Consider the following 19,941-nt stretch of genomic DNA (forward strand, 5'->3'; position numbering starts at 1 on the left):
GTGCGGGGGGGCGCGGGTCCGCGCCGCCCCCGGCGCGCGGGCGGGCGGCGGGGCCCCCCCGGCGGCCCCCCCCCACGACGGCGGCGCGGAGGTCGTGTTCCTCTGCGTTCCCACGCCGATGGGCGTCGGCGGGCTGGCGGACCTGAAGGCCGTCGAGTCCGTCGTGGACGAGTGCCGCACCCTGTTCGCCGAGGGCTGCGTCATCGTCAACAAGTCCACGGTCCCGGTCGGCACGACGGTGCTCACCTCGGAGCTGCTGGGACGCCCGGACATCGCGGTCGTCTCCAACCCCGAGTTCCTGCGCGAGGGGTCGGCGGTCAAGGACTTCCTGAACCCCGACCGGATCGTCGTCGGCTGCGACGACCAGGACGCGGCCGAGCGGGTCGCGGCGCTGTACTCGCGGCTCGGCGCGCCGACCGTGCTCACCGACGCGGCCAGCGCCGAGATGGTGAAGTACGCGGCGAACTGCTTCCTCGCGATGAAGCTGTCGTACGTGAACGCGGTCGCCGAGCTGTGCGAGCGGCTCGGCGCCAACATCTCGGACGTCACCGAGGGCATGGGCTACGACCGGCGCATCGGCCAGTCGTTCCTCTCGCCCGGTCCGGGCTGGGGCGGCTCGTGCCTGCCGAAGGACACGCACGCGATGCTCCAGGTCGCGGACGCGGCGGACTTCGAGTTCCGGCTGCTGCGCGCCACGATCGACACCAACGACCGGCAGCGGCAGCGGATGGTGGACAAGATCCGGCTCGCCGTGACGGGCAAGCGCAACGGGTCCCTGTCGCACGTGCGGATCGGCGTGCTGGGCCTGACGTTCAAGGCGGGCACGGACGACCTGCGCGACTCGCCGTCGCTCGCGGTGGCCGCGCTGCTCAAGCAGGCGGGCGCGGAACTGGTCGGCTACGACCCGGCGATGGGCGTCGGCTCGTCCGCGGCCGTCGGCATGGAGGTCGTCGACGACCCGTACCTCGCCGCGAAGGACGTGGAGGCGCTGGTCGTGCTCACCGAGTGGCCGGAGTTCCGGACCCTCGACTGGGCGAAGGTCGCCGGACTGGTCCGCCAGCCCGTCGTCGTCGACACCCGCAACCTGCTCGACCCGGACGTGCTCAGCCGGGCGGGCCTGAAGTGGACCGGCCTGGGCGGACACCGCTAGGTCGCACAGACTCGGAGGGGCTCCCGCTGCGGCAGGGGTAGCGCGAGCCCAGCCGATAATCGGAGGGGGTCTTCCGCCGCGGCAGGGGCGGCGCAAGACCCCCTCCGGCCTATGTCCGGGTGGCCACGGGAATGTTTTCGCGCTGTTCCACAGCGCGTGGCTTGGCCAGCACCAGCAAGACCAGACCAAGCACTGACATCACCAAGGACATGCCGTACGCGGTCCGGTAGGTCAACACCTGCGCCACGGCCAGGAGCGGCCCGGCGAGCATCGTGGCGACCGTGGCCGAGTTGGTGAACATCGTCGTGGCGTGGCCGGGGCGGTCCGGGGACAGGCTCTGGAAGTACGAGATGCCGATGCCCATCACCGCCGAGATGACGGTGGCGCTGAACACCTGGGCCGCGGCCACCTGCCACGTCGTCTGCACCAGCAGCATCGAGCCGTGGTAGGCCAGCGCGACGACCGCGCCGCCGAGGACGAGCTTGCGCTGGTCCACCTTCGTCGACAGCACGCCGAAGCCGAGCATCAGCGGGATCTCCAGCGCCGCGCACAGGCCCATGATCAGGCCGACGTCGGTCGTGGTGCCGCCCAGCTGCTCGACGACGAACAGCGGCAGCGTGACCACGCCCAGGGAGATCCCGCCCTGGAGGAGCACGAACGCCAGCGCGGGCAGCAGGAACCGCGGCTCGGGGCCCGGCACGACCGGTTCGGCGTCCTCCTCCACGGGCGGCGCGGCGGCCACCTCGGGCAGCCGCAGCGCGAGCACCGCGACCAGGCCGTACGCGATGGCGCTCGTGGTGAACAGGCCGGTGAACCCCGTCTGCGCGACCAGCACCGCGGCCAGCGGCGGACCGACCACCCAGGCCAGCGAGATGAGCGTGCGCAGGCCGGTGATGATCAGCGGGGCCTTCGTCGAGCCGCCGCGCTCCAGCACCTGGCGGGCGTAGGCGAACATCTGCGGCAGCAGCGACGACGCCACCGCGACCAGCGTCGTGGAGACCGCGAGCAGCAGCCAGTAGTTCCGCAGCACGGTGTACAGGCCGTAGCCGAGCGCCCCGGAGACCGCGCCGACGATCAGCAGCGTGCGGCGCACCGCCCGCGCGTCGGACAGCCTGCCGAGCAGCGTGCTGGCCACCAGCGACGCCAGCGGCGTGACGAGCAGGAACGTGCCCAGCGCGAGCGGGCTCGCGCCGACCTCCTGGCTCAGGAACAGGGAGAGGAACGGGAACGCCAGCGCCGCGGCGAGGCCGACGGACGCGCTGACCAGGGACAGCGGGATCAAGGACCGCACGCGGAAGGCAGCAGGGGTCGCATTCGTGACAGCCACGCGGCCATCCTCCCAACGCTCGCGGCCTCCGTGGAATCGGTTTGGTTCAGGAGGTGATCGATCTCTCGTGAGTGGTCGCTATGACTTCAGTGCGGACCGAATCAAGTCCTGATCGTGGTGGTCACGCGCGTGGACCCGAAGCTGATCTCCACGGAAAAACGCAGGTCACCACGAGTAGGCGCCCGATCCCTCTACTCTGGAAGGGCCATCGGCGTTGAGGGAGGAAGTACAGGTGCAGCCACTGCCCGTGGACGGGCCGCAGCGCATCGGGGACTACGTGCTGCTCAGAGGGTTGGGCAAGGGCGCGATGGGGTCCGTCTACCTCGGTCGCTCCCGCGGTGGGCGTCCGGTCGCGGTGAAGGTGGCCCGCGCCGAACTCGCCGAGAGCCCGATGTTCCGGGAGCGCTTCCGCCGCGAGGTGGACATGGCGCGCTCGGTGGGCGGCTTCTGGACGGCCGCCGTCGTGGACGCGGACCCGGACGCCGAACGCCCGTGGATGGCGACGGAGTACGTCGTCGGACCGACGCTCCAGCAGGCCGTGGAGACGCACGGGCCGCTGCCCGAGCAGTCCGTGCGCAGGCTGGCCGCCGGGCTGGCGGAGGCGCTGGTCGCGATCCACGGCGCGGGCCTGGTGCACCGCGACCTGAAGCCGTCGAACGTGCTGCTCGCCGCCGACGGCCCCCGTGTGATCGACTTCGGCATCGCGCGGGCGCTGGAGCACTCCGCGCTGACGGAGGCGGGCGTCGTGTTCGGCACCCCCGGCTTCCTCTCGCCCGAGCAGGTCGTCGGGAAGAACGTCGGCCCGCAGAGCGACGTGTTCGCGCTCGGCGCGGTGCTGGTCTACGCCGCGACGGGCCGCGGCCCGTTCGGCGACGGCTCCACGGCGTCGCTGGTGTACCGCGTGGTGCACCAGGAGCCGGACCTCACCCACGTGCCGCCCGTGCTGGTGCCGCTGATCGTGCCGTGCCTGGTGCGCGACCCGGACCACCGGCCGACCCCGGCCAGGCTGCTGGCGACCATCGACGTGCCGCACCTGGACGACACGTGGCTGCCCGCCCCCGTGCGGACGCTCGTGGAGCAGCGGCACACCGAGCTGCGCGCGCTGCCCGCCGCCAACGGCAAGCCCGCGACCCGGCTGATGGCCGAGGCCGCGCCCGTCGTGGCGGCCGCGGCGGCCAAGGGCGTGCAGCGGGCGGTGCAGGCCGTCGTGGAGAAGGCGAAGGCCGTGGAGGCCAAGGCCGTCGAGGCGAAGGCGCTGGAGAAGGCGTCGCCGAAGAAGCCGCCCGCGCCGAAGGCCGCGGCCGTCGCGCCGAAGAAGCCCGTCGGGGTCCGGTTCAAGGAGTCGCGGGTCGCCGACCTGGGCTGGGCGCTGGTGACGGGGTTCATCACCCTCGTCGCGCTCGCGTTCCAGGGCAGCGGGGGCCAGGGCGTGCACTTCGCGTCGCTGACCGCCGCGCTGGTGTTCGCGATCTGGACGATCCGGCTGCTCGTCGGCTCGCTGCGGCCCCGGCTCGGCCTGGAGGTCGGACCGGACGGGCTGGTCGTGTCCAGCGGCACGACCGAGCGCCGCCTGCCCTGGTACGCCATCGCCCGGAGCAAGATCATGTACCGCCGCGGCAAGCCGTGGCTCGTGCTGTGGCTCGTGCCCGCTGCCGGGGAGCCCGCGACCCTGGGCAACGGGACGTTCAAGCCGTTCAAGGGCGGCTACCGGGCCTACCCGGTGTCGCACGAGCGGAGCAAGGCCCGCCAGGGCCAGGACGTGGGCGAACTGCGCTCCGCGCTGGCCTGGTACGGCTCGTCGACCTTCGACCCGCGCTAGCGGCCGGTGAAGGTCGCCTTGCCGGGGCCGTCGGCGAGGAACGAGCGCACGGCGTTCGGCAGGTCCTCGGTGTCGAACAGGGCGGCCGCGATCGCCGTGACGTGCTCGTTCGCCTCGGGGACGCCGCCGTGCTCGAAGTGCGCGAGCACGCGCTTGGTGGCCGCGTGCGCCTGGGTGGGGCCCGCGGCGATGGTGGCGGCGAACTGGCGGGCGGCGTCGTCGAAGCCGTCGTCGGCCAGCACGCGGTTGACCACGTTCCACCGCTCCAGCGTGGCCGCGTCGTAGCGCTCGCCGGTCATCACGAACTCCTTCGCGCGGCCGACGCCTGCCCGCGCGGCGAGCCGCTGGGTGCCGCCCATCGTGGGCGTCAGGCCGATGACCTTCTCCACCAGGCCGAACTTGGCGCGGGCGGCGGCCAGGATGATGTCGCACGCCACCGCGACCTCGAACGCCCAGGTCAGCGTGAGGCCGTGGGCGGCGAAGACGGTCGGGAACGGCAGGGCGGCGATCCGGTCCGGCAGGTCGAGCATCCGGTCGAACAGCACCTCGGCCTCGGCGGGCCCGCTCTGCGCCGCGAACAGCGACACGTCGACGCCGCCGCTCACGACCTTCCCCTCGGCGCGGATCAGCAGCGCGCGGGGCGCGTCCTCCTCGACCTCGGCGACCGCCGCGACGAGCCGGTCGTGCAGCTCGGCGGTATAGAGGTTCAGCGGGGGAGCGTCGATGGTCAGCACGGCCAGTCCCGCCGCGTCGCGTTCGAGTTTCACCACCCCGTCACCCTCTCACGACGTGGCGCCGGAGCCGGGGAACGACTGGCCACATGGGTCTTTCGCTCTTCGACGAATACCTGATCCGGCAGAGTCTCCGGGGGCCGATCATTAGTTCTCGAGAGAGGTGGCAGACGCCGTCGCTATCACCCTCATATGGCTTTGGTATATGTCTTGTGATCTGCGTCACTTGACTCGACAAAATGTCCCCAGTTAAGTAGGGGAGTAGTTATCGGCCGCTGAATGAAATGGGGATCAACCAGTGGCTTTCATCATTGAGATGATTTTCCGAGACGCTGGCGACGTGCGCAGATCGATTCACGTGGCACATCGTGATTACTGGAAGCGTCTTGCCGATCAGGGAGTCCTGATCGGCGGAGGGCTGGTGGGTGACGGTTCGGCGGCGATGCTGCTGTGCCAGGCCTCGGACGAGCACGCGGTCCGGGAGCTGATCCGCGCCGACCCCTACATCAGGTCGCACGTGATCGCGGAACTCCGCGTTCGCCAGTGGCACGTCCTCATGGGTGTGCCGCAGGTCGAGCGTCCGGAGCCCGCGCTGGTGCGCCCGCGTGACGGGCAGGCGGTCGACGCGATCGACCACGACCCGCTCACGCCGCACGAACGGCGGATCGCGCTGATGATGTTGGAGGGCAAGACCAACCGGCAGATAGCCGAGCACTTCTCGGTGTCCACCCGCGCGGTCGAACTCCACATCACCCGCATCTACCGCAAACTGGAGATCGGTCGCCGCGCGCAGCTCGCCGCGGCGATGTCCTGGGGGCAGGGTCAACGGTCCTACCTGTAGGCACGACGGCGCTCTCCGATCTTCGGGGAGCGCCGTTTGGTCTATTCCGGGCGCGTACGGACAGTGTTAGTCAATAGTTCATCCCGGTGGGTCACATCACATTAACACCCACTAACGCCATTTGAGATGAATACACTGCTACCAGTAGGTAACTTCACTGGTAGGAGGCTGTCTTGCGCCGTCGTGCCCTCGCCGCGGTCCTCGCGGCCGTCGTGGCCGCGTCGGCCTGCGGTTCGTCCGATCGACCGGAGGTCAAAGCCGGACCGGGCGTCACCGACAGCACCATCTCCCTCGGCGTCCTGACCGACATGAGCGGACCGTTCGCGCCGACCGCCCTCGTCCGCATCAAGGGCTACGAGCTGTTCCTCGGCGAGCTCAACGCGCGCGGCGGCGTCTGCGGCCGCAAGGTCGAGCTGATCACCAAGGACCACGGGTACAACACCCAGCGGGCGCTCGACGCCTACTTCGAGCTGGAGCCGAAGGTCCTCGGCTTCCTCGACCTCACGGGCTCGGCGATCACCGCCGCCATCGCCCCCGACCTCATCCAGACCCGCGCGCTCGCCGCCCCGGTGTCCTGGTCGGCCGCGCTGCTGGGCAACCCGCACATGATGATCGTCGGCGGCACGTACGACATCGACGTGATGAACGGCCTGGACAGCTTCAAGCGCGACGGGGTCATCGCCGACGGCGACACCATCGGCCACGTCCACGTCGAGGGCGACTTCGGCACGAACGCGCTGGAGGGCAGCGCGTTCGCCGCCCAGCAGTGGGGCCTGACCCTCGTCGACAAGTCCGTCACCGAGACCGCCACCGACCTGAGCGGCCAGATCGCCGCGTTGAAGGCCGCGGGAGCCAAGGCGGTCGTGCTCAGCACCAGCCCGGCGCAGACCGCGCTGGCCGTCGCCGCGGCGGCCGCGCTCGGCTGGCGGGTGCCGTTCCTGGTCAACGTCGCGGGCTACGACCCGGCGATCCTCAAGTCCCTCGCCGCCGAGGCCGTGATGCAGCAGGTGAAGGTCGTCTCGCCCATCGCGCCCTACGGGGCCGACGCGCCGGGCCCCCGTGCCGTCGCCAAGGCCTTCGAGGCGAAGTACCCGGACGTCGAGCCCAACGGCGCGGTGAACCACGGCTACGCGGTCGCCACGGCCTTCGCCGCGGTCCTGGAGAAGGCGTGCGGCAGCAAGGACCTGAGCCGCGACGGCGTGCTGCGGGCGTTCCAGGACACCAGCGCCGTCGAGACCAACGGTCTGACCGGCCCGCTCCGCTTCTCGCTGGCGGGCCGACCGTCCGCCACCCAGTCGTACATGGCCCGCCCCGACAACACGGTCAAGGGCGGCCTCGCGGTGACCCAGAAGCTCTTCGAGTCCGCACTGGCCAAGGCCAAGGGCACCCGCGCCAAGTAGCGGGGCGGGCACCTTCGTGCCCGCCCCGCTCGAAAACGTCTTACTTGCCGAGACCCGCGCGGCGCAGGGCGTCGGCCATCGCGCCTCCCGCGGGGGCGCGCTCCGGCCGCTGCTTCTGCTGACCGCCGCCGCCACCGCGCTGGCCCTGCGGCCTGCCGCCGCCACCGCCGCGGTTCTGCTGCTGCTCCTTGGGCTTGCCCGGCTCGTCCTGCAACCGCAGCGTGAGGCCGATCCGCTTGCGCGGGATGTCGACCTCCATCACCTTCACCCGCACCACGTCACCGGACTTCACGACGTCGCGCGGGTCCTTCACGTAGTCGTTGGACAGCGCGGAGATGTGCACCAGGCCGTCCTGGTGGACGCCGATGTCGACGAACGCGCCGAACGCCGCCACGTTCGTGACCACGCCCTCCAGCACCATGCCGGGCCGCAGGTCGCCGAGCTTCTCGACGCCGTCGGCGAAGGTCGCGGTCTTGAACGCCGGCCGCGGGTCGCGACCCGGCTTCTCCAGCTCCCGCAGGATGTCCGTGATGGTCGGCAGGCCGAACGTCTCGTCGACGAACCTCTCCGGCCGCAACGACTTCAGCAGCGCCACGTTGCCCACGACCGACTCGCCGCCGACGGACTCCTGCATCCGCCGCACCACGGGGTACGCCTCGGGGTGCACGGTGGAGCCGTCGAGCGGGTCCTCGGCGTTCGGGATGCGCAGGAAGCCCGCGCACTGCTCGAACGCCTTGGGGCCCAGGCGGGCCACGTCCTTGAGCGCCTTGCGCGAGCGGAACGGGCCGTTGGAGTCGCGGTGCAGCACGATGTTCTCCGCGAGCCCGGACGTGATGCCGGAGACGCGGGTCAGCAGCGGGGCCGACGCGGTGTTCAGGTCGACGCCGACCGCGTTCACGCAGTCCTCGACCACGGCGTCCAGCGACTTCGACAGCTTCGCCTCCGCCAGGTCGTGCTGGTACTGGCCGACGCCGATGGACTTCGGGTCGATCTTCACCAGCTCCGCCAGCGGGTCCTGCAACCGGCGGGCGATGGAGACCGCGCCGCGGATCGACACGTCCAGGCCGGGCAGCTCCTGCGACGCGAACGCCGACGCGGAGTACACCGACGCGCCCGCCTCGGACACCATCACCTTGGTGAGCTTGAGGTCCGCGTGCCGGGAGATGAGGTCCGCGGCCAGCTTGTCGGTCTCGCGGGAGGCGGTGCCGTTGCCGATCGCGATCAGCTCGACGTCGTGCTTCTTCGCCAGCGCCGCGAGGGTGTGGATCGACTGGTCCCACTTGTTCGCGGGCACGTGCGGGTAGATCGTCTCGTGCGCCACGACCTTGCCGGTCGCGTCGACCACGGCGACCTTCACGCCGGTGCGGAAACCGGGGTCGAGCCCCATCGTGGCGCGGGTGCCCGCCGGGGCGGCGAGCAGCAGGTCGCGCAGGTTCGACGCGAACACGCGCACGGCCTCGTCCTCGGCGAACTGGCGCAGCCGCGACCGCAGGTCGATGCCGAGGTGGATGAGGATGCGGGTGCGCCACGCCCAGCGCACGGTGTCGGTCAGCCAGCGGTCGGCCGGGCGGCCCTGGTCCGCGACGCCGAACCGCTGCGCGATCCGGACCTCGTAGCTGGTCGGGCCCTCCTCGGGAGCCTCCTCGGGCTCCAGCGCGAGGTCGAGCGCCTCTTCCTTCTCGCCGCGCAGCATCGCCAGGATCCGGTGCGACGGCAGCTTGGTGAACGGCTCGGAGAAGTCGAAGTAGTCGGAGAACTTCGCGCCGTCCTCCTCCTTGCCGTCGCGCAGCTTGGAGACCAGGCGACCGCGGGTCCACATCCGCTCGCGCAGCTCGCCGATCAGGTCGCCGTCCTCGCCGAACCGCTCGACCAGGATCGCCCGCGCGCCCGCCAGCGCCGCCGCCACGTCCGCGACCTCCTCGGTCACGAAGCCCGCGGCGAGCTCCTGCGGGTTGTGCGACGGGTCGCCGATGAGCTGGTCGGCCAGCGGCTCCAGGCCCTGCTCGCGGGCGATCTGCGCCTTGGTGCGCCGCTTCGGCTTGAACGGCAGGTACAGGTCCTCCAGCCGCGCCTTGGAGTCGGCGGCGAGGAGCTGCGCGTGCAGCGCGTCGTCCAGCTTGCCCTGGGAGCGGACCGAGTCGATCACCGCGACCCGGCGCTCCTCCAGTTCGCGGAGGTAGCCGAGGCGCTCCTCCAGCGTGCGGAGCTGGGTGTCGTCGAGGGTGCCGGTCACTTCCTTGCGGTAGCGGGCGATGAACGGCACGGTGGCTCCGCCGTCGAGCAGCTCGACGGCCGCTGTGACCTGCCCCGCGCGTACCCCGAGCTCGTCGGCGATCCTCTGGTCAATGGAAGTCGTCACGGTCAGGCATTGTGCCCGGCCTCACGCCCCCGCGGTCGCTCGGGTGCCGCGATCCGGGAGGCGGCGGGTTAGGCCATTGGGCGCAACGGCCTCGGCGACAAGATGCCCGATGCCCGCCGCGGCCGCGTGTCGGCGGGGACGGGCGCGTAGTGGTGGTGAGGTCCCCATCGTCGACACGAGAGGTCGCGGACCGTGGAGCACCACCTCGATCCGGAACTGGCCGCCGTCGCGGACCTGTTCCCCCGCCTGGACCTCGCCGACCTCGACGCGGCGCGCGCCGTCGTCCGCCAGGTCCCCGGCCCCGAGTACGAGTCCGCGCGGAAGCTCGTGGTCACCGACGTCGTGATCCCCGGCCACGAGGCCGACCCCGACGTCGTGGGCAGGCTCTACGCGCCCGCGGACGGGCCGGTCCCCGCGCTGATCCACCTCTTCGGCGGCGCGTACGTGATGGGCTCGATCGACCGGGTCGACCACGGCGCGCGGCTGCTGGCCGACCGGGCGGGCGTGGCGGTGCTGGCGGTGTCCTACCGGCTGGCGCCCGAACACCCGTACCCGGCCGCGCTGCACGACGCCTACGCGGCGCTGACGTGGCTCACCGGGCCTGCCGCGGCGGGTCTGGGCGTGGACGTCGACCGCGTCGGGGTGCTGGGGGAGAGCGCCGGGGGCGGGCTCGCCGCGGCGCTGGCGCTGCTGGCGCGCGACCGGGGCGGACCCCGGCTGCGCGCCCAGTTCCTCGACGCCCCCACGATCGACGACCGGCTCGCGACGCACTCGATCCGCACGCTGGTGGACGCGCCGGTGTGGCAGCCGCGCAACTCCGTCCACAGCTGGGCCTACTACCTGCGCGGCACCGCGGAACCGGGGTCGCCCGACGTGCCCCTGTACGCGGCGCCCGCTCGGGCGGCGGTCGAGGACCTGGTCGGGCTGCCGCCCGCGTTCGTCACCTCCTACCAGGTGGACCCGACCCGCGACGAGGGGCTGGAGTACGCGCTGGCGCTGATGCGGGCGGGCGTGCCGACGGAGCTGCACAACTACGCGGGCGCGTTCCACGTCGCGTACCTCGTGCCCGGCACCCGGATCGGCGCGCGGATCACGGACGACCGGGTCGCCGCCGTCCGCCGCCTGCTGGTGGACGGCGATTAGCCCGATCGGCTCATCGAAGGGGGGAGTGCTGGGCGTCGGGGGGCGCGGCGCGGTTGGATAAGCGGAGAAAGTCTCACGTTTACCTCTCAAGGAGCGACCAGTGCCGTCCACATCCGCCCGGAAGTTCGCCGAGATCGGCACACCCGTGCCGCCCGCCCGCACCGACGTGATCATGCGCCGGGCCGTCGTGCTCGGCGGGAGCATGGCCGGGCTGCTGGCGGCGCGGGTCCTCAGCGACCACGCCGACGAGGTGCTGGTCGTCGAGCGCGACGGCAGCGACGCGGACGGCGAGCCGCGCCCCGGCGTGCCGCAGGGCAGCCAGGTCCACGCCCTGCTGCCCGCGGGCAACGTGCAGCTCGACCGCTGGTTCCCCGGCTTCTCCAAGGCCGCGGTCGAGGCGGGCGCGGTCGTCCCGCCGCGCGACGGCGTGAAGTTCTACAGCAACGGCGAACGCCGGATCGGCCCGCCGGTGATGATGGACCCGGCGCTGGTCAGCACCCGCCCGTTCCTGGAGGGCCTGGTGCGGGAGCGCACCGAGGCCGTGCCCAACATCAAGTTCGTCGTCGGTCGCGCGCACGGCCTGGTGTTCGACGGTGACCGGGTCATCGGCGCCCGCTACGTCCCCGAGGGCGCGTCCGAGCCCGTGGTCGAGAGCGCGGACCTCGTCGTGGACGGCATGGGCCGGTCCAGCAAGCTGGGCGACTGGCTGGAGGAGAACGGCTGGCAGCGCCCGCCGATGCGGCGGATGCCCATCAAGCTCAACTACGCCACCGCGTTGTTCAAGCGCGACGAGGCCGTGAGCGACACCTGGATCTCGGTGTCCACTTCGGACTCCGTGCCGGAGAAGGGGAAGATCGCCCGGATCGCGGGCATCAACAGCGTCGAGGGCGACCGGTGGATCATGCTGATCTCCGGTTACGACGAGGACCGCCCGACCCGCGACGTCGAGGACTACAAGACCCGCTGCCGCCGCGACTTCCCGTCGATCTACGGCGACATCGCCGAGAACGGCGAGATGATCGGCGACGTCGTGACCTACCACCAGGCCGACAGCAGGCGCCGCGACTACCACCTGCTCGACCGCCTGCCCGCAGGCGTGGTGGCCGCGGGCGACGCCGTCGCCTCGTTCAACCCGGTCTACGGCCAGGGCATGACGTCCGCGACCCTGCACGCCTCCTGCCTGTCGGCCTACCTGCGCTCCAACCCCGACCTCGGCAAGCCCGCCACCACGTACTTCGAGGACGTGAAGGTCGTGGTCGACGCGGCCTGGCAGGTCTCCACCTTCGCCGACCTGTCACTCCCGCACGTCGACGGCCCGTACCCGCGCGGCTACGCGATCATCAAGCGGATCGCCGGCCTGGTGTTCAAGGCCTCCGCGACCGACCCGGTGGTCGCGGCGCGGATGTCCGAGGTCACCACGATGCTCGCGCCACCATCGGCCCTCGCCCGCCCCAGCACGCTGCTGCGAGCCCTCTGGGTGGCCGTGACGCCGAAGAAGAAAGTGTCCTAGAACTGTCACTCCCCGTATCCGATTACTGCGGATGGAGTAACGAAAGTCCCCCCTCGGAAGACGTCCCACTACGTCGAGTCGCCTTCCGAGGGGTACAGGAATGATCAAGCCGTTACCCGGCACGCAGGACGTGGTCTCGCTGCTGGACGACGTCGTGTCGTCCCGGCCGCACCTCCCGCCTCTGGTGGTCGTCACCACGTCGACGCCGCGGGACGACGCCCGCGCGTTCCTCGACGGCTACCGGGAGCGGCTGTCCGACATCCGCCACCGCAGCCTGGTGCCGCACGCCCACTCCAACGAGACCATGCTCGCCCTGGCCAGGGGCCACGAGCAGCCGGACGTCACGCTGCTCGACCAGCTGGCGAGCCAGTTCCGGTCGACGATCCCCGCGGGCGCGGGCAAGCGGTGGCGCACCCGGCGGTTCACCCTCCTCCTCGACGTCGTCGAGGAGGCCGAGGAGATCGGTGTCGTGGGCGCGGAGCACGGCCGGGTCGAACTGGCCGACCGGCTCCACGCGCGCTGGGCGGCCCGGCGGCCGGTGCTGTCCTGGGCGCACCGCACGGCCGCGGCGGCGGAGTACCCGACCAAGCTCGTCGGCCTGGTGCTGAGCGCGCTGCTGGTGGGCCCGACGCGGTGGTGGTTCGACAGGAGCCTCGACGGCCGTTGGCTGCGCTGGTTCGGTCCGCGGGTCGCGAAGGCCAACGGGCTGCACGCCGACTTCCTCGACCAGGCCACGTGGTTGCTGCCCGGAACAGGCCTGCCGGACGTGTCCAGCCTGCGCCGCCGGATCCTGTTCGAGGCGCTCCTGCGCGATCTGCTCCAGCTCACCCGCCGCGCGAGGTTCCTGCCGTGGCGCAGGCGTCGCCGTTGGACGCCGGTCCTGCTGCTGGACGGCACCGACCCGCTCGCCGCGACCCTCGTCGACCTGTTCGTCGAGACGACCGGGGACTGGCCAGTGGCCCCGCTGCTGGTGATCGCGGCGCTGCCGCCGTCCGACGTCGAGGACAAGGCGGGAGAGCCGAGAACCCCGGCCGACACCGCCGCGGCGCTGCGCTCGTTCGTCGACAGCGACCCGCCGCCCTCGGCGCCGTGGCTGCCGGTGGAACTGGCGAGCGGCGCGACCACCGACGTCCGGGCGGCCAACTGGCTGGGCGCGCACCTGCGGGTCGTGCCCCGCGTTCCCGGCCCGGTATCGGCGTACACGCCCCTGGTGGCCTCGCTGCTCGTCGTCGCGCTGGTCGCGGGCCTGGTGACTTTCCGGTTGCTGCTCGGCGGGTGCGCGGACACGAAGGTCAACGACCTGGGTGAACGCGTCGGCGTGGTCGAGAGCGAGTGCGACTTCGACACGGGCCCCGGTGGGACCAGGCTGCGGGAGCTGGCGGAGCGGGCCGACGTGAACAACGCGATGGTCGACCGGCTCAACGAGGTGGACGGGCAGGGCACTAAACCCCGCTACTACCGCGAGGTCGTCTTCTTCGGCCCGTTGACCCGGCCCGGTCTGCTGCCGGGTGTCACCGCGCCCGCGAACGCGCTGTGGCAGCTCGAAGGCGCGATCGCGGCGCAGGCGGAGCACAACGGCAAGGCGGAGAAGGACTCGTCGCTTGTCCCGATCAAGCTTGTGCTCGCCAACAGCGGCGACCACTTCGGCGACGGGGCATGGGTGGCCGACCGGATCGCGGAGCGCCCCAAGACCGGTCGGGGCGGACTTGCCGGGGTCATCGGGATCTCGCAGAGCCTGGAGGCTTCCCAAAAGGTGGTCCGGGACAAGCTCGCGACCGAGTTCGCGGAAATCCCGGTGGTCGGTGCCAGCGTGTACGGCAAGCGCATGGTGGAGGGGAACGCGATGTTCTTGGCTGCCCCGATGAACTCCGCATTCGCTGACTCGATCGAGGAGTGGATCGACAAGAAGCCCCACGATGGCTCTGCGATCGTCTACGACCCGACCGACTCCTACTTCAGCGGCGAACTGCGGCAAGAACTCGTTGCCCGCGGGATCGGCGGCTCCGACGACATCGTGATGGTGGGGAGCAAACCGTCCCAACTGGATGACAATCGCGTCAAGGCGTTGTGCACCAACGCCGACCGGGTCGTCCCGGTCCTCGCGGGACGTGCCGACGACATCATCGTCCTGCTGGAGACAGCGTCGCGGTTCCCCGAGTGCTCTGGGCCGGCCAAGAGGATCCGCCTGCTCGCGGGTCCTGGACTGGTCGTCTCCGCGGCGTCCGGGGCACTCACCAAGTACGGCTGGGCGGACATCCGGATGACCTCGCTCGCGGGCGATCCTGCCGCGAGCGATCTCGGCACCGGGGCAGACGCCTTTGGGTTCGTGGCCAAGGCGGTCGCGGTGGCGCATGGCTCGGCAGGCGACGAGATGGGGCCGCAGTTGGTCGGATCGGTGCTGGCCGGTAAGGACTTCACGCTGGATCGACCGAACGGGGCCATCAAGCTCAACCAGACGACGGCTCCTGGTCGGATCAAGGTGATCGACCTGCAGTGACCGGTTACCGCGCTAGGGCGCGCAGGTGGGGCCGTCGCGCCAGAGCGCGTCGGCCGTCCCCGCGGCCAAGTGCTCCTCGTAGAGGGCGACCTTGCCCTTGATCACCGCGAGGGCGTCGTTCAGGTCGGCGACCTGCCTGGTCACGGCGGCCTCGTGGGCGCGGAGCAGGTCCAGGCGGGCGGCCTCGGTGCCCTCGCCCTCGCGGACCAGGTCGGCGTAGCGGCGGATGTCGGCCAGCGGCATGCCGGAGGCGCGGAGCTTGGTGCACACGCGCAGCCAGCCGACCTCCTGCTCGGTGAAGACGCGGCGGCCCGCGGAGTTGCGCCGCACGGGTTCCACGAACAGGCCCTCCTGCTCGTAGAACCGCAGGGTGTGCGTCGACAGGCCGGTTCGGGCGCTGACCTCGCCGATCGTCGACGTCGTTCCGGAGGCAGTGGTCATGACCCCACTGTAGGAGCGTTGACTTCGAGCCGCCTCGAACTCGTAGCGTCGACGGCATGAGCGGACGAGCGAGCAAGACCTGGTTCATCACCGGCACCTCGTCGGGTTTCGGCCTGCTGCTCACGCGGCGGCTGCTGGAGCGCGGCGACCGGGTGGCGGCGACGCTGCGGCGTCCCGAGGCGCTCGACGACCTGCGCGCGGAGCACGGCGACCGGCTGTGGGTGCGCCGCATGGACGTGACGGACTCGGCCGAGGTGCGGATGGTCGTGGACGCGGCGTTCGCGGACCTCGGCACGGTCGACGTGGTCGTCAACAACGCCGGGTACGCGGTGTTCGCCGCCGTGGAGGAGGCCACCGACGAGCAGATCCGGCAGGTCGTCGACACCAACCTGATCGGGTCGATCTCCGTCGTCCGGGCCGCGCTGCCGCACCTGCGCGCCCAGGGCCACGGGCGGATCCTGCAGATCTCCACGGCGGGCGGGCAGACGACGTACCCGAACTTCGGCTACTACCACGCGTCGAAGTGGGGCGTGGAGGGCTTCTGCCAGACCGTCGCGCAGGAGATCGCGCCGTTCGGCATCGGCATGACGATCGTCGAGCCGGGGGCGTCGCCGACGGGTTTCGGGGCCGCGCTGGCCACCGCGCCGATCATGCCCGAGTACGACGCGGGCCCGGCCGGTGACGTCCGCCGTGCCATCGCGTCCGGCGCGTTCCCCCTGGCCAACGACCCGGCGAAGATCGCGGCGGCCATCGTGGACCTCGTCGACAGCGGGGAGGTCCCGCTCCGGCTGCCCCTCGGCCCGGACACCTACGAGGACATCCGAGCCTCCCTGGTGGCCCGCCTGGAGGAGCACGACGCCCACCGCGAGACCGCGCTGTCCGTCGCGCTCGACTAGCGCCCCTCCCCGGACGGCCCGCGCCGTCCGGGGAAGGTGTGCGCTCAGCCCGCGATCGCCTCGGCACGGTCGTACAGCGCGATGGCCTGGTTCGTCTGCTCCACGATCGCCGCGTCGGAGCCGCCCGCCCTGGCGATGGCCAGACCGTCGTGCAGCTTCGCCTCGGCGGCGCGGAACAGGACCTGCACCCGTGCGAGCGGGGCGCAGTTCGTGGTGTTGGTGGCGGTGACGGTGTCGTCGATCTGGCCGCTCACGAGGTCGGCGGGCGTGGTGTAGTGGGTGAAGTGCAGGACCTCGAGGTTGTAGTCGAGCAACCCGAGCTGGGTGGTCGCCGACGAGATGTCCCGCGCGCAACCGGGGTTCGGGTGCCACTGGCCCGCGCTGGCGGGCGTGGCGAACGCGGCGAGCGCGCCCGCGGTCAGGACGAGGCCGGCGATGACGTTGTTCCTGCGCACATCTGCTCCTGTGGTGAAGGGGTCCGTGGCGGCGGAACCTGTCGACGGGATCGGCCGATCCCAAGCCCCACTACGCCGGACCGCCCGTGACCGGTTCACCACTCCGCGTGGCGACTACTGGCCACCGGAGCGCGCGTTCGGCGGTGCGGAACCGGCACTCCGCGGCCGAGTCGCGGTCCGCGGAGCAGCGGCTAGTGTTCGAGCGGTGATCAGCCTTCCCGGTCCCGTCGGGTTCGTGCTCGGTGGTGGCGGCAGCCTCGGCGCGGGCCAGGTCGGCATGCTGCGCGCGCTCGCCGAGCACGACATCACGCCCGACCTCGTCGTCGGCACGTCCGTCGGGTCGGTCAACGGGTCGTTGCTCGCGCTCGACCCGGACAAGGCCCCGGAGCGGCTGACGTCGATCTGGGAGCGCATGACCCGCCAGGCGGTGTTCCCCGGCGGCCCGATCGCCCAGTTGCGGACGTTGCGCGCGCACAAGAAGTTCCTGTTCCCCAACACCGGCTTGGCCTCGGTGATCGAGCACGGCCTGGGCGGTGTCGACGACTTCGCCGACCTGCGGCTGCCGTTCGGGGCCGTCGCCGTGGACTCCACGACCGGTCAGCCCGTGCTGATCCGCACCGGCCCGCTGGTGCCCGCGATCCTGGCCAGCAGCGCCATCCCCGGCGTCTACCCGCCGGTCCACCTCGACGGCCGGGTGCTCTACGACGGCGGTGTGCTGGCGAACGTGCCGATCCGCCAGGCCCTCGCGATGGGCGCGAAGTCGTTGGTGGTGCTGGACTGCGCGTTCCCCGGCCACCTGCCCACCGTGCCGGAGACGCTCGCCGAGACCCTGCTGTTCTGGGCCACGCTGAGCACGCGCAACCAGGCCGTCCTGGAGGCCGAACTCGCCTCGGCCGACGTCCCCGTGCTCTACCTGCCCGGACCGCCGGTCCAGCGGCTGACCCCACTGGACTTCAGCCGCACCGCCGAGTTGATCGCCGACTCGCACACCGCGTCCACGGCGTTCCTCGACACGGTGAAGATCGACGGCCCCGGCCTGTACGGCGCTCCCGGCGGACCGCCGGTGGAGACCCTCTAGGCCGTCGACTACCGAACGGTAGCCCTAACCGACATACTGGTCGGTATGACTGCGATGAGCGTGGCGAACTGGGGCGGGACCAGCCGTTATGCCGATCTCGACGGGCCGGTGCACTACGTCGACTTCGGCGGTCCGGACGACGAGGGCGCGCCGACCGTCGTGCTGGTGCACGGCCTCGGCGGGTCGCACCTGAACTGGTGCCTGCTCGCGCCGCGCCTCAAGGAGCACGCGCACGTCGTGGCCGTGGACCTGGCCGGGTTCGGGCTCACGCACCCCGAGGGGCGGCGGACGACGGTCGCGGCGAACGCGCGGCTGCTGGACCGGTTCCTGCGCGAGGTGGTCGGGACGCCGGTCGTGCTGGTCGGCAACTCGATGGGCGGGATGATCTCCATCCTGCACACCGCCGCGAACCCGGACACGGTGTCCGCGCTGGCGCTGGTCGACCCGGCGCTGCCGCTGGTCTTCGGCGTGCGGCCGGACCCGCTGGTGATGTCGACGTTCTTCCTCTACGCGCTGCCGGGCGTCGGCGAGCGGGTGCTGGCCAAGGCCCGCGCGGGCCAGACGCCGCGCGAGCAGGTGAAGCGGGTGATGAACCTGGTGTGCGCGGACGCGAACGCCGTGCCCGAGGAGCTGATCCTGGCGTCGATGAGCCTGGTCGAGCAGCGCGCCGAGGTGCCCGGCCTCGACGAGGCGTTCCTGGCCGCGGCCAAGTCGCTCGTCGTCGTCAACGCCCGCCGCGGCGGCTACTGGCGGGCCATGGCCAACATCAAGGTGCCGGTGTTCCTGATGTCCGGCGACCAGGACCGGCTGGTCCCGATCGGGTCGGCGAAGGCCACGGCCGCGCGGTTCCCGCACTGGCGGTTCGACGTCTTCGAGGGCATCGGGCACGTGCCGCAGATCGAGATCCCCGAGGTCGTCGCGGACCGGCTGCTGGACTGGGGTCTCGGCTCAGGCTGACCGGAGCAGGCGGGCGAGCCTGCCGAGCGGCACGCGTTCCCGCCACCGCTCGGACCGGGCCGTCAGCACGACCTCGCGGTCGCCCGTGCGGACCCCGGTCAACCGGAGCCCGCCGGGCAGCGGCGGCACCGGGACCTGCCTGCGCAGCGGCAGGAACCCGGTGCGCACCCACAGCTCGCCGTCCTCCACGAACGGCACCAGCGGCACGACCCCCCAGCGCAGCACGCCGTCCGCGCCGAGGTCGAGCCGGTCGACGTCCTGCGGGCCCAGCGCCAGCTCGACCTCGACCGGCTCGGCCACCAGCGTCGGACCGGGGTTCACGTGCACGTTCGTGCAGGTCACCGCGAGTCGCCTGGCCGTGCGCCCGTTCCACTCCACGTCCTCGACGACGACCCGGACGTCGTCGAACTGGCCGAGCGCCAACCCGAGCGCGCCGACCGAGCAGGCGACGTCGGCGACCGTCATCGACGCGTCGGCGTCCCCGACGCGCACGGTCACGCGCCGGTCGGTCAGCGGTCGGGTCGCGAGGTGCAGGACGGTCTGGACCAGGCCGGGTATCACTCCGCGGGAGCCGCCGCGACGGCCAGCAGCTCGTCGAAGCCCGCCCGGATGCCGTCGGCCAGCACCTGCACGTCCGGCACGCCGTCGAAGTCCGCGTTGATGCCGAACGTGATCTGGTCGAGGTAGGAGAAGATGCCGATGGAGATCCGCATCGTGCTGGCGATCGGCACGTACGGGTAGATGTCCTCCAGGCGCCTGCCCAGCATGTACAGCGGCACGCGCGGGCCCGGCACGTTCGTCGTCACGGTCTGGAGGAGCTGCTGCGGGAACCGCATCGCCGTGCGCGACCCGAGCGCGAGCAGCGTCGGCGCGGCGAAGTCGCCCGCTTTCGTCAGCACGTCCGCGCCCGCCGCCTGGCGGCTGCCCTTGAGGTCGTCCATCTGCTCGCGGATCGAGGCGAGCCGCTCCAGCGGGTCCAGCGTGCTGACCGGCAGGTTCACCAGCACCGCGCTGACCCGGTTGTTCAACCGGTCGTGCTCGTCGGCCGCGCGCATCGACACCGGCACCATCGTGCGGACGACCTGGCCGTCGACCAGCTCACCGCGCTTGGCCAGCAGCTCGCGGAACCCGTGCGTGATGGCGGTGAGGATGACGTCGTTCACGGTGCCGCCGACGGCCTTGCGGATCTGCTTGACCTCGCCGAGGTCGGACTTCGCCCACACCCACCGGCGGTGCGGCCCGATCGGGCCGTTCAACGAGCCCGCGGTCGACGACGTCAACCGCTTGGACGTACCTGGCAGGCTGCCGAGCACCTCGAGTTAGTTGTTGTTGATCTC

17 protein-coding genes are annotated in these 19,941 nt (G+C 71.6%); 10 read left to right on the forward strand and 7 right to left on the reverse strand.

Going from position 1 to position 19,941, the window contains the following annotated elements; genetic code table 11:
* A partial coding sequence (locus ACFWW9_RS01100) for a UDP-glucose dehydrogenase family protein (protein WP_390370343.1) occupies positions 1–1,150 on the forward strand: 1,150 nt, incomplete at its 5' end.
* A gap of 109 nt (positions 1,151–1,259) precedes the next feature.
* Here ACFWW9_RS01100 and ACFWW9_RS01105 read toward each other — a convergent pair.
* Positions 1,260–2,477, reverse strand: a complete 1,218-nt coding sequence (locus ACFWW9_RS01105) for a sugar efflux transporter (protein WP_390370344.1) — start codon at positions 2,475–2,477, stop codon at positions 1,260–1,262.
* Between the two features lie 232 nt (positions 2,478–2,709).
* Between ACFWW9_RS01105 and ACFWW9_RS01110 the strand changes: the two genes are divergently transcribed.
* On the forward strand, positions 2,710–4,296 hold the full coding sequence (locus ACFWW9_RS01110) for a serine/threonine-protein kinase (protein WP_390370345.1): 1,587 nt from the start codon (positions 2,710–2,712) through the stop codon (positions 4,294–4,296).
* Here the strand turns inward: ACFWW9_RS01110 and ACFWW9_RS01115 are convergent.
* Complete coding sequence (locus tag ACFWW9_RS01115; RefSeq protein WP_390370346.1) at positions 4,293–5,066, reverse strand: enoyl-CoA hydratase/isomerase family protein; 774 nt, start codon at positions 5,064–5,066, stop codon at positions 4,293–4,295. The genes ACFWW9_RS01110 and ACFWW9_RS01115 overlap by 4 nt on opposite strands.
* A 277-nt stretch (positions 5,067–5,343) precedes the next feature.
* Here ACFWW9_RS01115 and ACFWW9_RS01120 point away from each other — a divergent pair, with 277 nt between their 5' ends.
* Both ACFWW9_RS01120 and ACFWW9_RS01125 read left to right on the forward strand, forming a co-directional pair.
* Entirely contained in the window at positions 5,344–5,868 is a 525-nt protein-coding gene (locus ACFWW9_RS01120) for a LuxR C-terminal-related transcriptional regulator (protein WP_390370362.1), read from the forward strand.
* Positions 5,869–6,041: 173 nt separating this feature from the next.
* Positions 6,042–7,268, forward strand: a complete 1,227-nt coding sequence (locus ACFWW9_RS01125) for an ABC transporter substrate-binding protein (RefSeq protein WP_390370347.1) — start codon at positions 6,042–6,044, stop codon at positions 7,266–7,268.
* A 40-nt stretch (positions 7,269–7,308) separates the two neighbouring features.
* Here ACFWW9_RS01125 and ACFWW9_RS01130 read toward each other — a convergent pair whose 3' ends face one another.
* On the reverse strand, positions 7,309–9,627 hold the full coding sequence (locus tag ACFWW9_RS01130; protein ID WP_390370348.1) for a Tex family protein: 2,319 nt from the start codon (positions 9,625–9,627) through the stop codon (positions 7,309–7,311).
* Positions 9,628–9,819: 192 nt separating this feature from the next.
* Between ACFWW9_RS01130 and ACFWW9_RS01135 the strand changes: the two genes are divergently transcribed.
* The 3 genes from ACFWW9_RS01135 (at position 9,820) to ACFWW9_RS01145 (ending at position 14,777) form a co-directional block, all read left to right on the forward strand.
* Positions 9,820–10,770: an alpha/beta hydrolase gene (locus tag ACFWW9_RS01135; RefSeq protein ID WP_390370349.1), complete on the forward strand. Its 951-nt coding sequence runs from the start codon at positions 9,820–9,822 to the stop codon at positions 10,768–10,770.
* A 100-nt stretch (positions 10,771–10,870) separates the two neighbouring features.
* A complete protein-coding gene (locus ACFWW9_RS01140; protein WP_390370350.1) occupies positions 10,871–12,280 on the forward strand; it encodes an FAD-dependent oxidoreductase in 1,410 nt (469 codons plus the stop codon).
* A gap of 100 nt (positions 12,281–12,380) precedes the next feature.
* On the forward strand, positions 12,381–14,777 hold the full coding sequence (locus ACFWW9_RS01145; protein WP_390370351.1) for a hypothetical protein: 2,397 nt from the start codon (positions 12,381–12,383) through the stop codon (positions 14,775–14,777).
* A gap of 12 nt (positions 14,778–14,789) precedes the next feature.
* Here ACFWW9_RS01145 and ACFWW9_RS01150 read toward each other — a convergent pair whose 3' ends face one another.
* Entirely contained in the window at positions 14,790–15,218 is a 429-nt protein-coding gene (locus ACFWW9_RS01150) for a MerR family transcriptional regulator (protein WP_390370352.1), read from the reverse strand.
* Between the two features lie 56 nt (positions 15,219–15,274).
* Here ACFWW9_RS01150 and ACFWW9_RS01155 point away from each other — a divergent pair, with 56 nt between their 5' ends.
* Positions 15,275–16,114, forward strand: coding sequence for an SDR family oxidoreductase (locus ACFWW9_RS01155; RefSeq protein WP_390370353.1), 840 nt, complete (start codon positions 15,275–15,277; stop codon positions 16,112–16,114).
* A gap of 44 nt (positions 16,115–16,158) precedes the next feature.
* Here ACFWW9_RS01155 and ACFWW9_RS01160 read toward each other — a convergent pair whose 3' ends face one another.
* Complete coding sequence (locus ACFWW9_RS01160; RefSeq protein WP_390370354.1) at positions 16,159–16,569, reverse strand: hypothetical protein; 411 nt, start codon at positions 16,567–16,569, stop codon at positions 16,159–16,161.
* Between the two features lie 205 nt (positions 16,570–16,774).
* Between ACFWW9_RS01160 and ACFWW9_RS01165 the strand changes: the two genes are divergently transcribed.
* Positions 16,775–17,647 carry a patatin-like phospholipase family protein gene (locus ACFWW9_RS01165; protein WP_390370355.1) on the forward strand — a complete coding sequence of 291 codons (873 nt, stop codon included), beginning with the start codon at positions 16,775–16,777 and terminating at the stop codon, positions 17,645–17,647.
* A 45-nt stretch (positions 17,648–17,692) separates the two neighbouring features.
* The gene (locus ACFWW9_RS01170; protein ID WP_390370356.1) at positions 17,693–18,604 is read left to right on the forward strand and encodes an alpha/beta fold hydrolase; all 912 of its coding nucleotides are present in this window, start codon (positions 17,693–17,695) and stop codon (positions 18,602–18,604) included.
* On the opposite strand, the gene ACFWW9_RS01175 is transcribed toward ACFWW9_RS01170, so the two are convergent.
* Both ACFWW9_RS01175 and ACFWW9_RS01180 read right to left on the reverse strand, forming a co-directional pair.
* The gene (locus tag ACFWW9_RS01175; RefSeq protein ID WP_390370357.1) at positions 18,596–19,165 is read right to left on the reverse strand and encodes a hypothetical protein; all 570 of its coding nucleotides are present in this window, start codon (positions 19,163–19,165) and stop codon (positions 18,596–18,598) included. The two genes, ACFWW9_RS01170 and ACFWW9_RS01175, sit on opposite strands and share 9 nt — an antisense overlap.
* The gene (locus tag ACFWW9_RS01180) at positions 19,162–19,917 is read right to left on the reverse strand and encodes a WS/DGAT domain-containing protein (RefSeq protein WP_390370358.1); all 756 of its coding nucleotides are present in this window, start codon (positions 19,915–19,917) and stop codon (positions 19,162–19,164) included. Before ACFWW9_RS01180 ends, ACFWW9_RS01175 begins: the two co-directional genes overlap by 4 nt.
* Positions 19,918–19,941: the final 24 nt, after the last annotated feature.

Origin of the sequence: Umezawaea sp. NPDC059074, from assembly GCF_042738955.1 — a bacterium.
Lineage (GTDB): Bacteria > Actinomycetota > Actinomycetes > Mycobacteriales > Pseudonocardiaceae > Umezawaea.

Excerpts from the sequence above, each read along its gene's own strand:
- ACFWW9_RS01120 (WP_390370362.1), top strand. The coding sequence starts at position 5,344 with ATGATTTTCCGAGACGCTGGCGACGTGCGCAGATCGATTCACGTGGCA.
- ACFWW9_RS01150 (WP_390370352.1), bottom strand. The coding sequence starts at position 15,218 with ATGACCACTGCCTCCGGAACGACGTCGACGATCGGCGAGGTCAGCGCC.
- ACFWW9_RS01155 (WP_390370353.1), top strand. The coding sequence starts at position 15,275 with ATGAGCGGACGAGCGAGCAAGACCTGGTTCATCACCGGCACCTCGTCG.
- ACFWW9_RS01145 (WP_390370351.1), top strand. The coding sequence starts at position 12,381 with ATGATCAAGCCGTTACCCGGCACGCAGGACGTGGTCTCGCTGCTGGAC.
- ACFWW9_RS01170 (WP_390370356.1), top strand. The coding sequence starts at position 17,693 with ATGACTGCGATGAGCGTGGCGAACTGGGGCGGGACCAGCCGTTATGCC.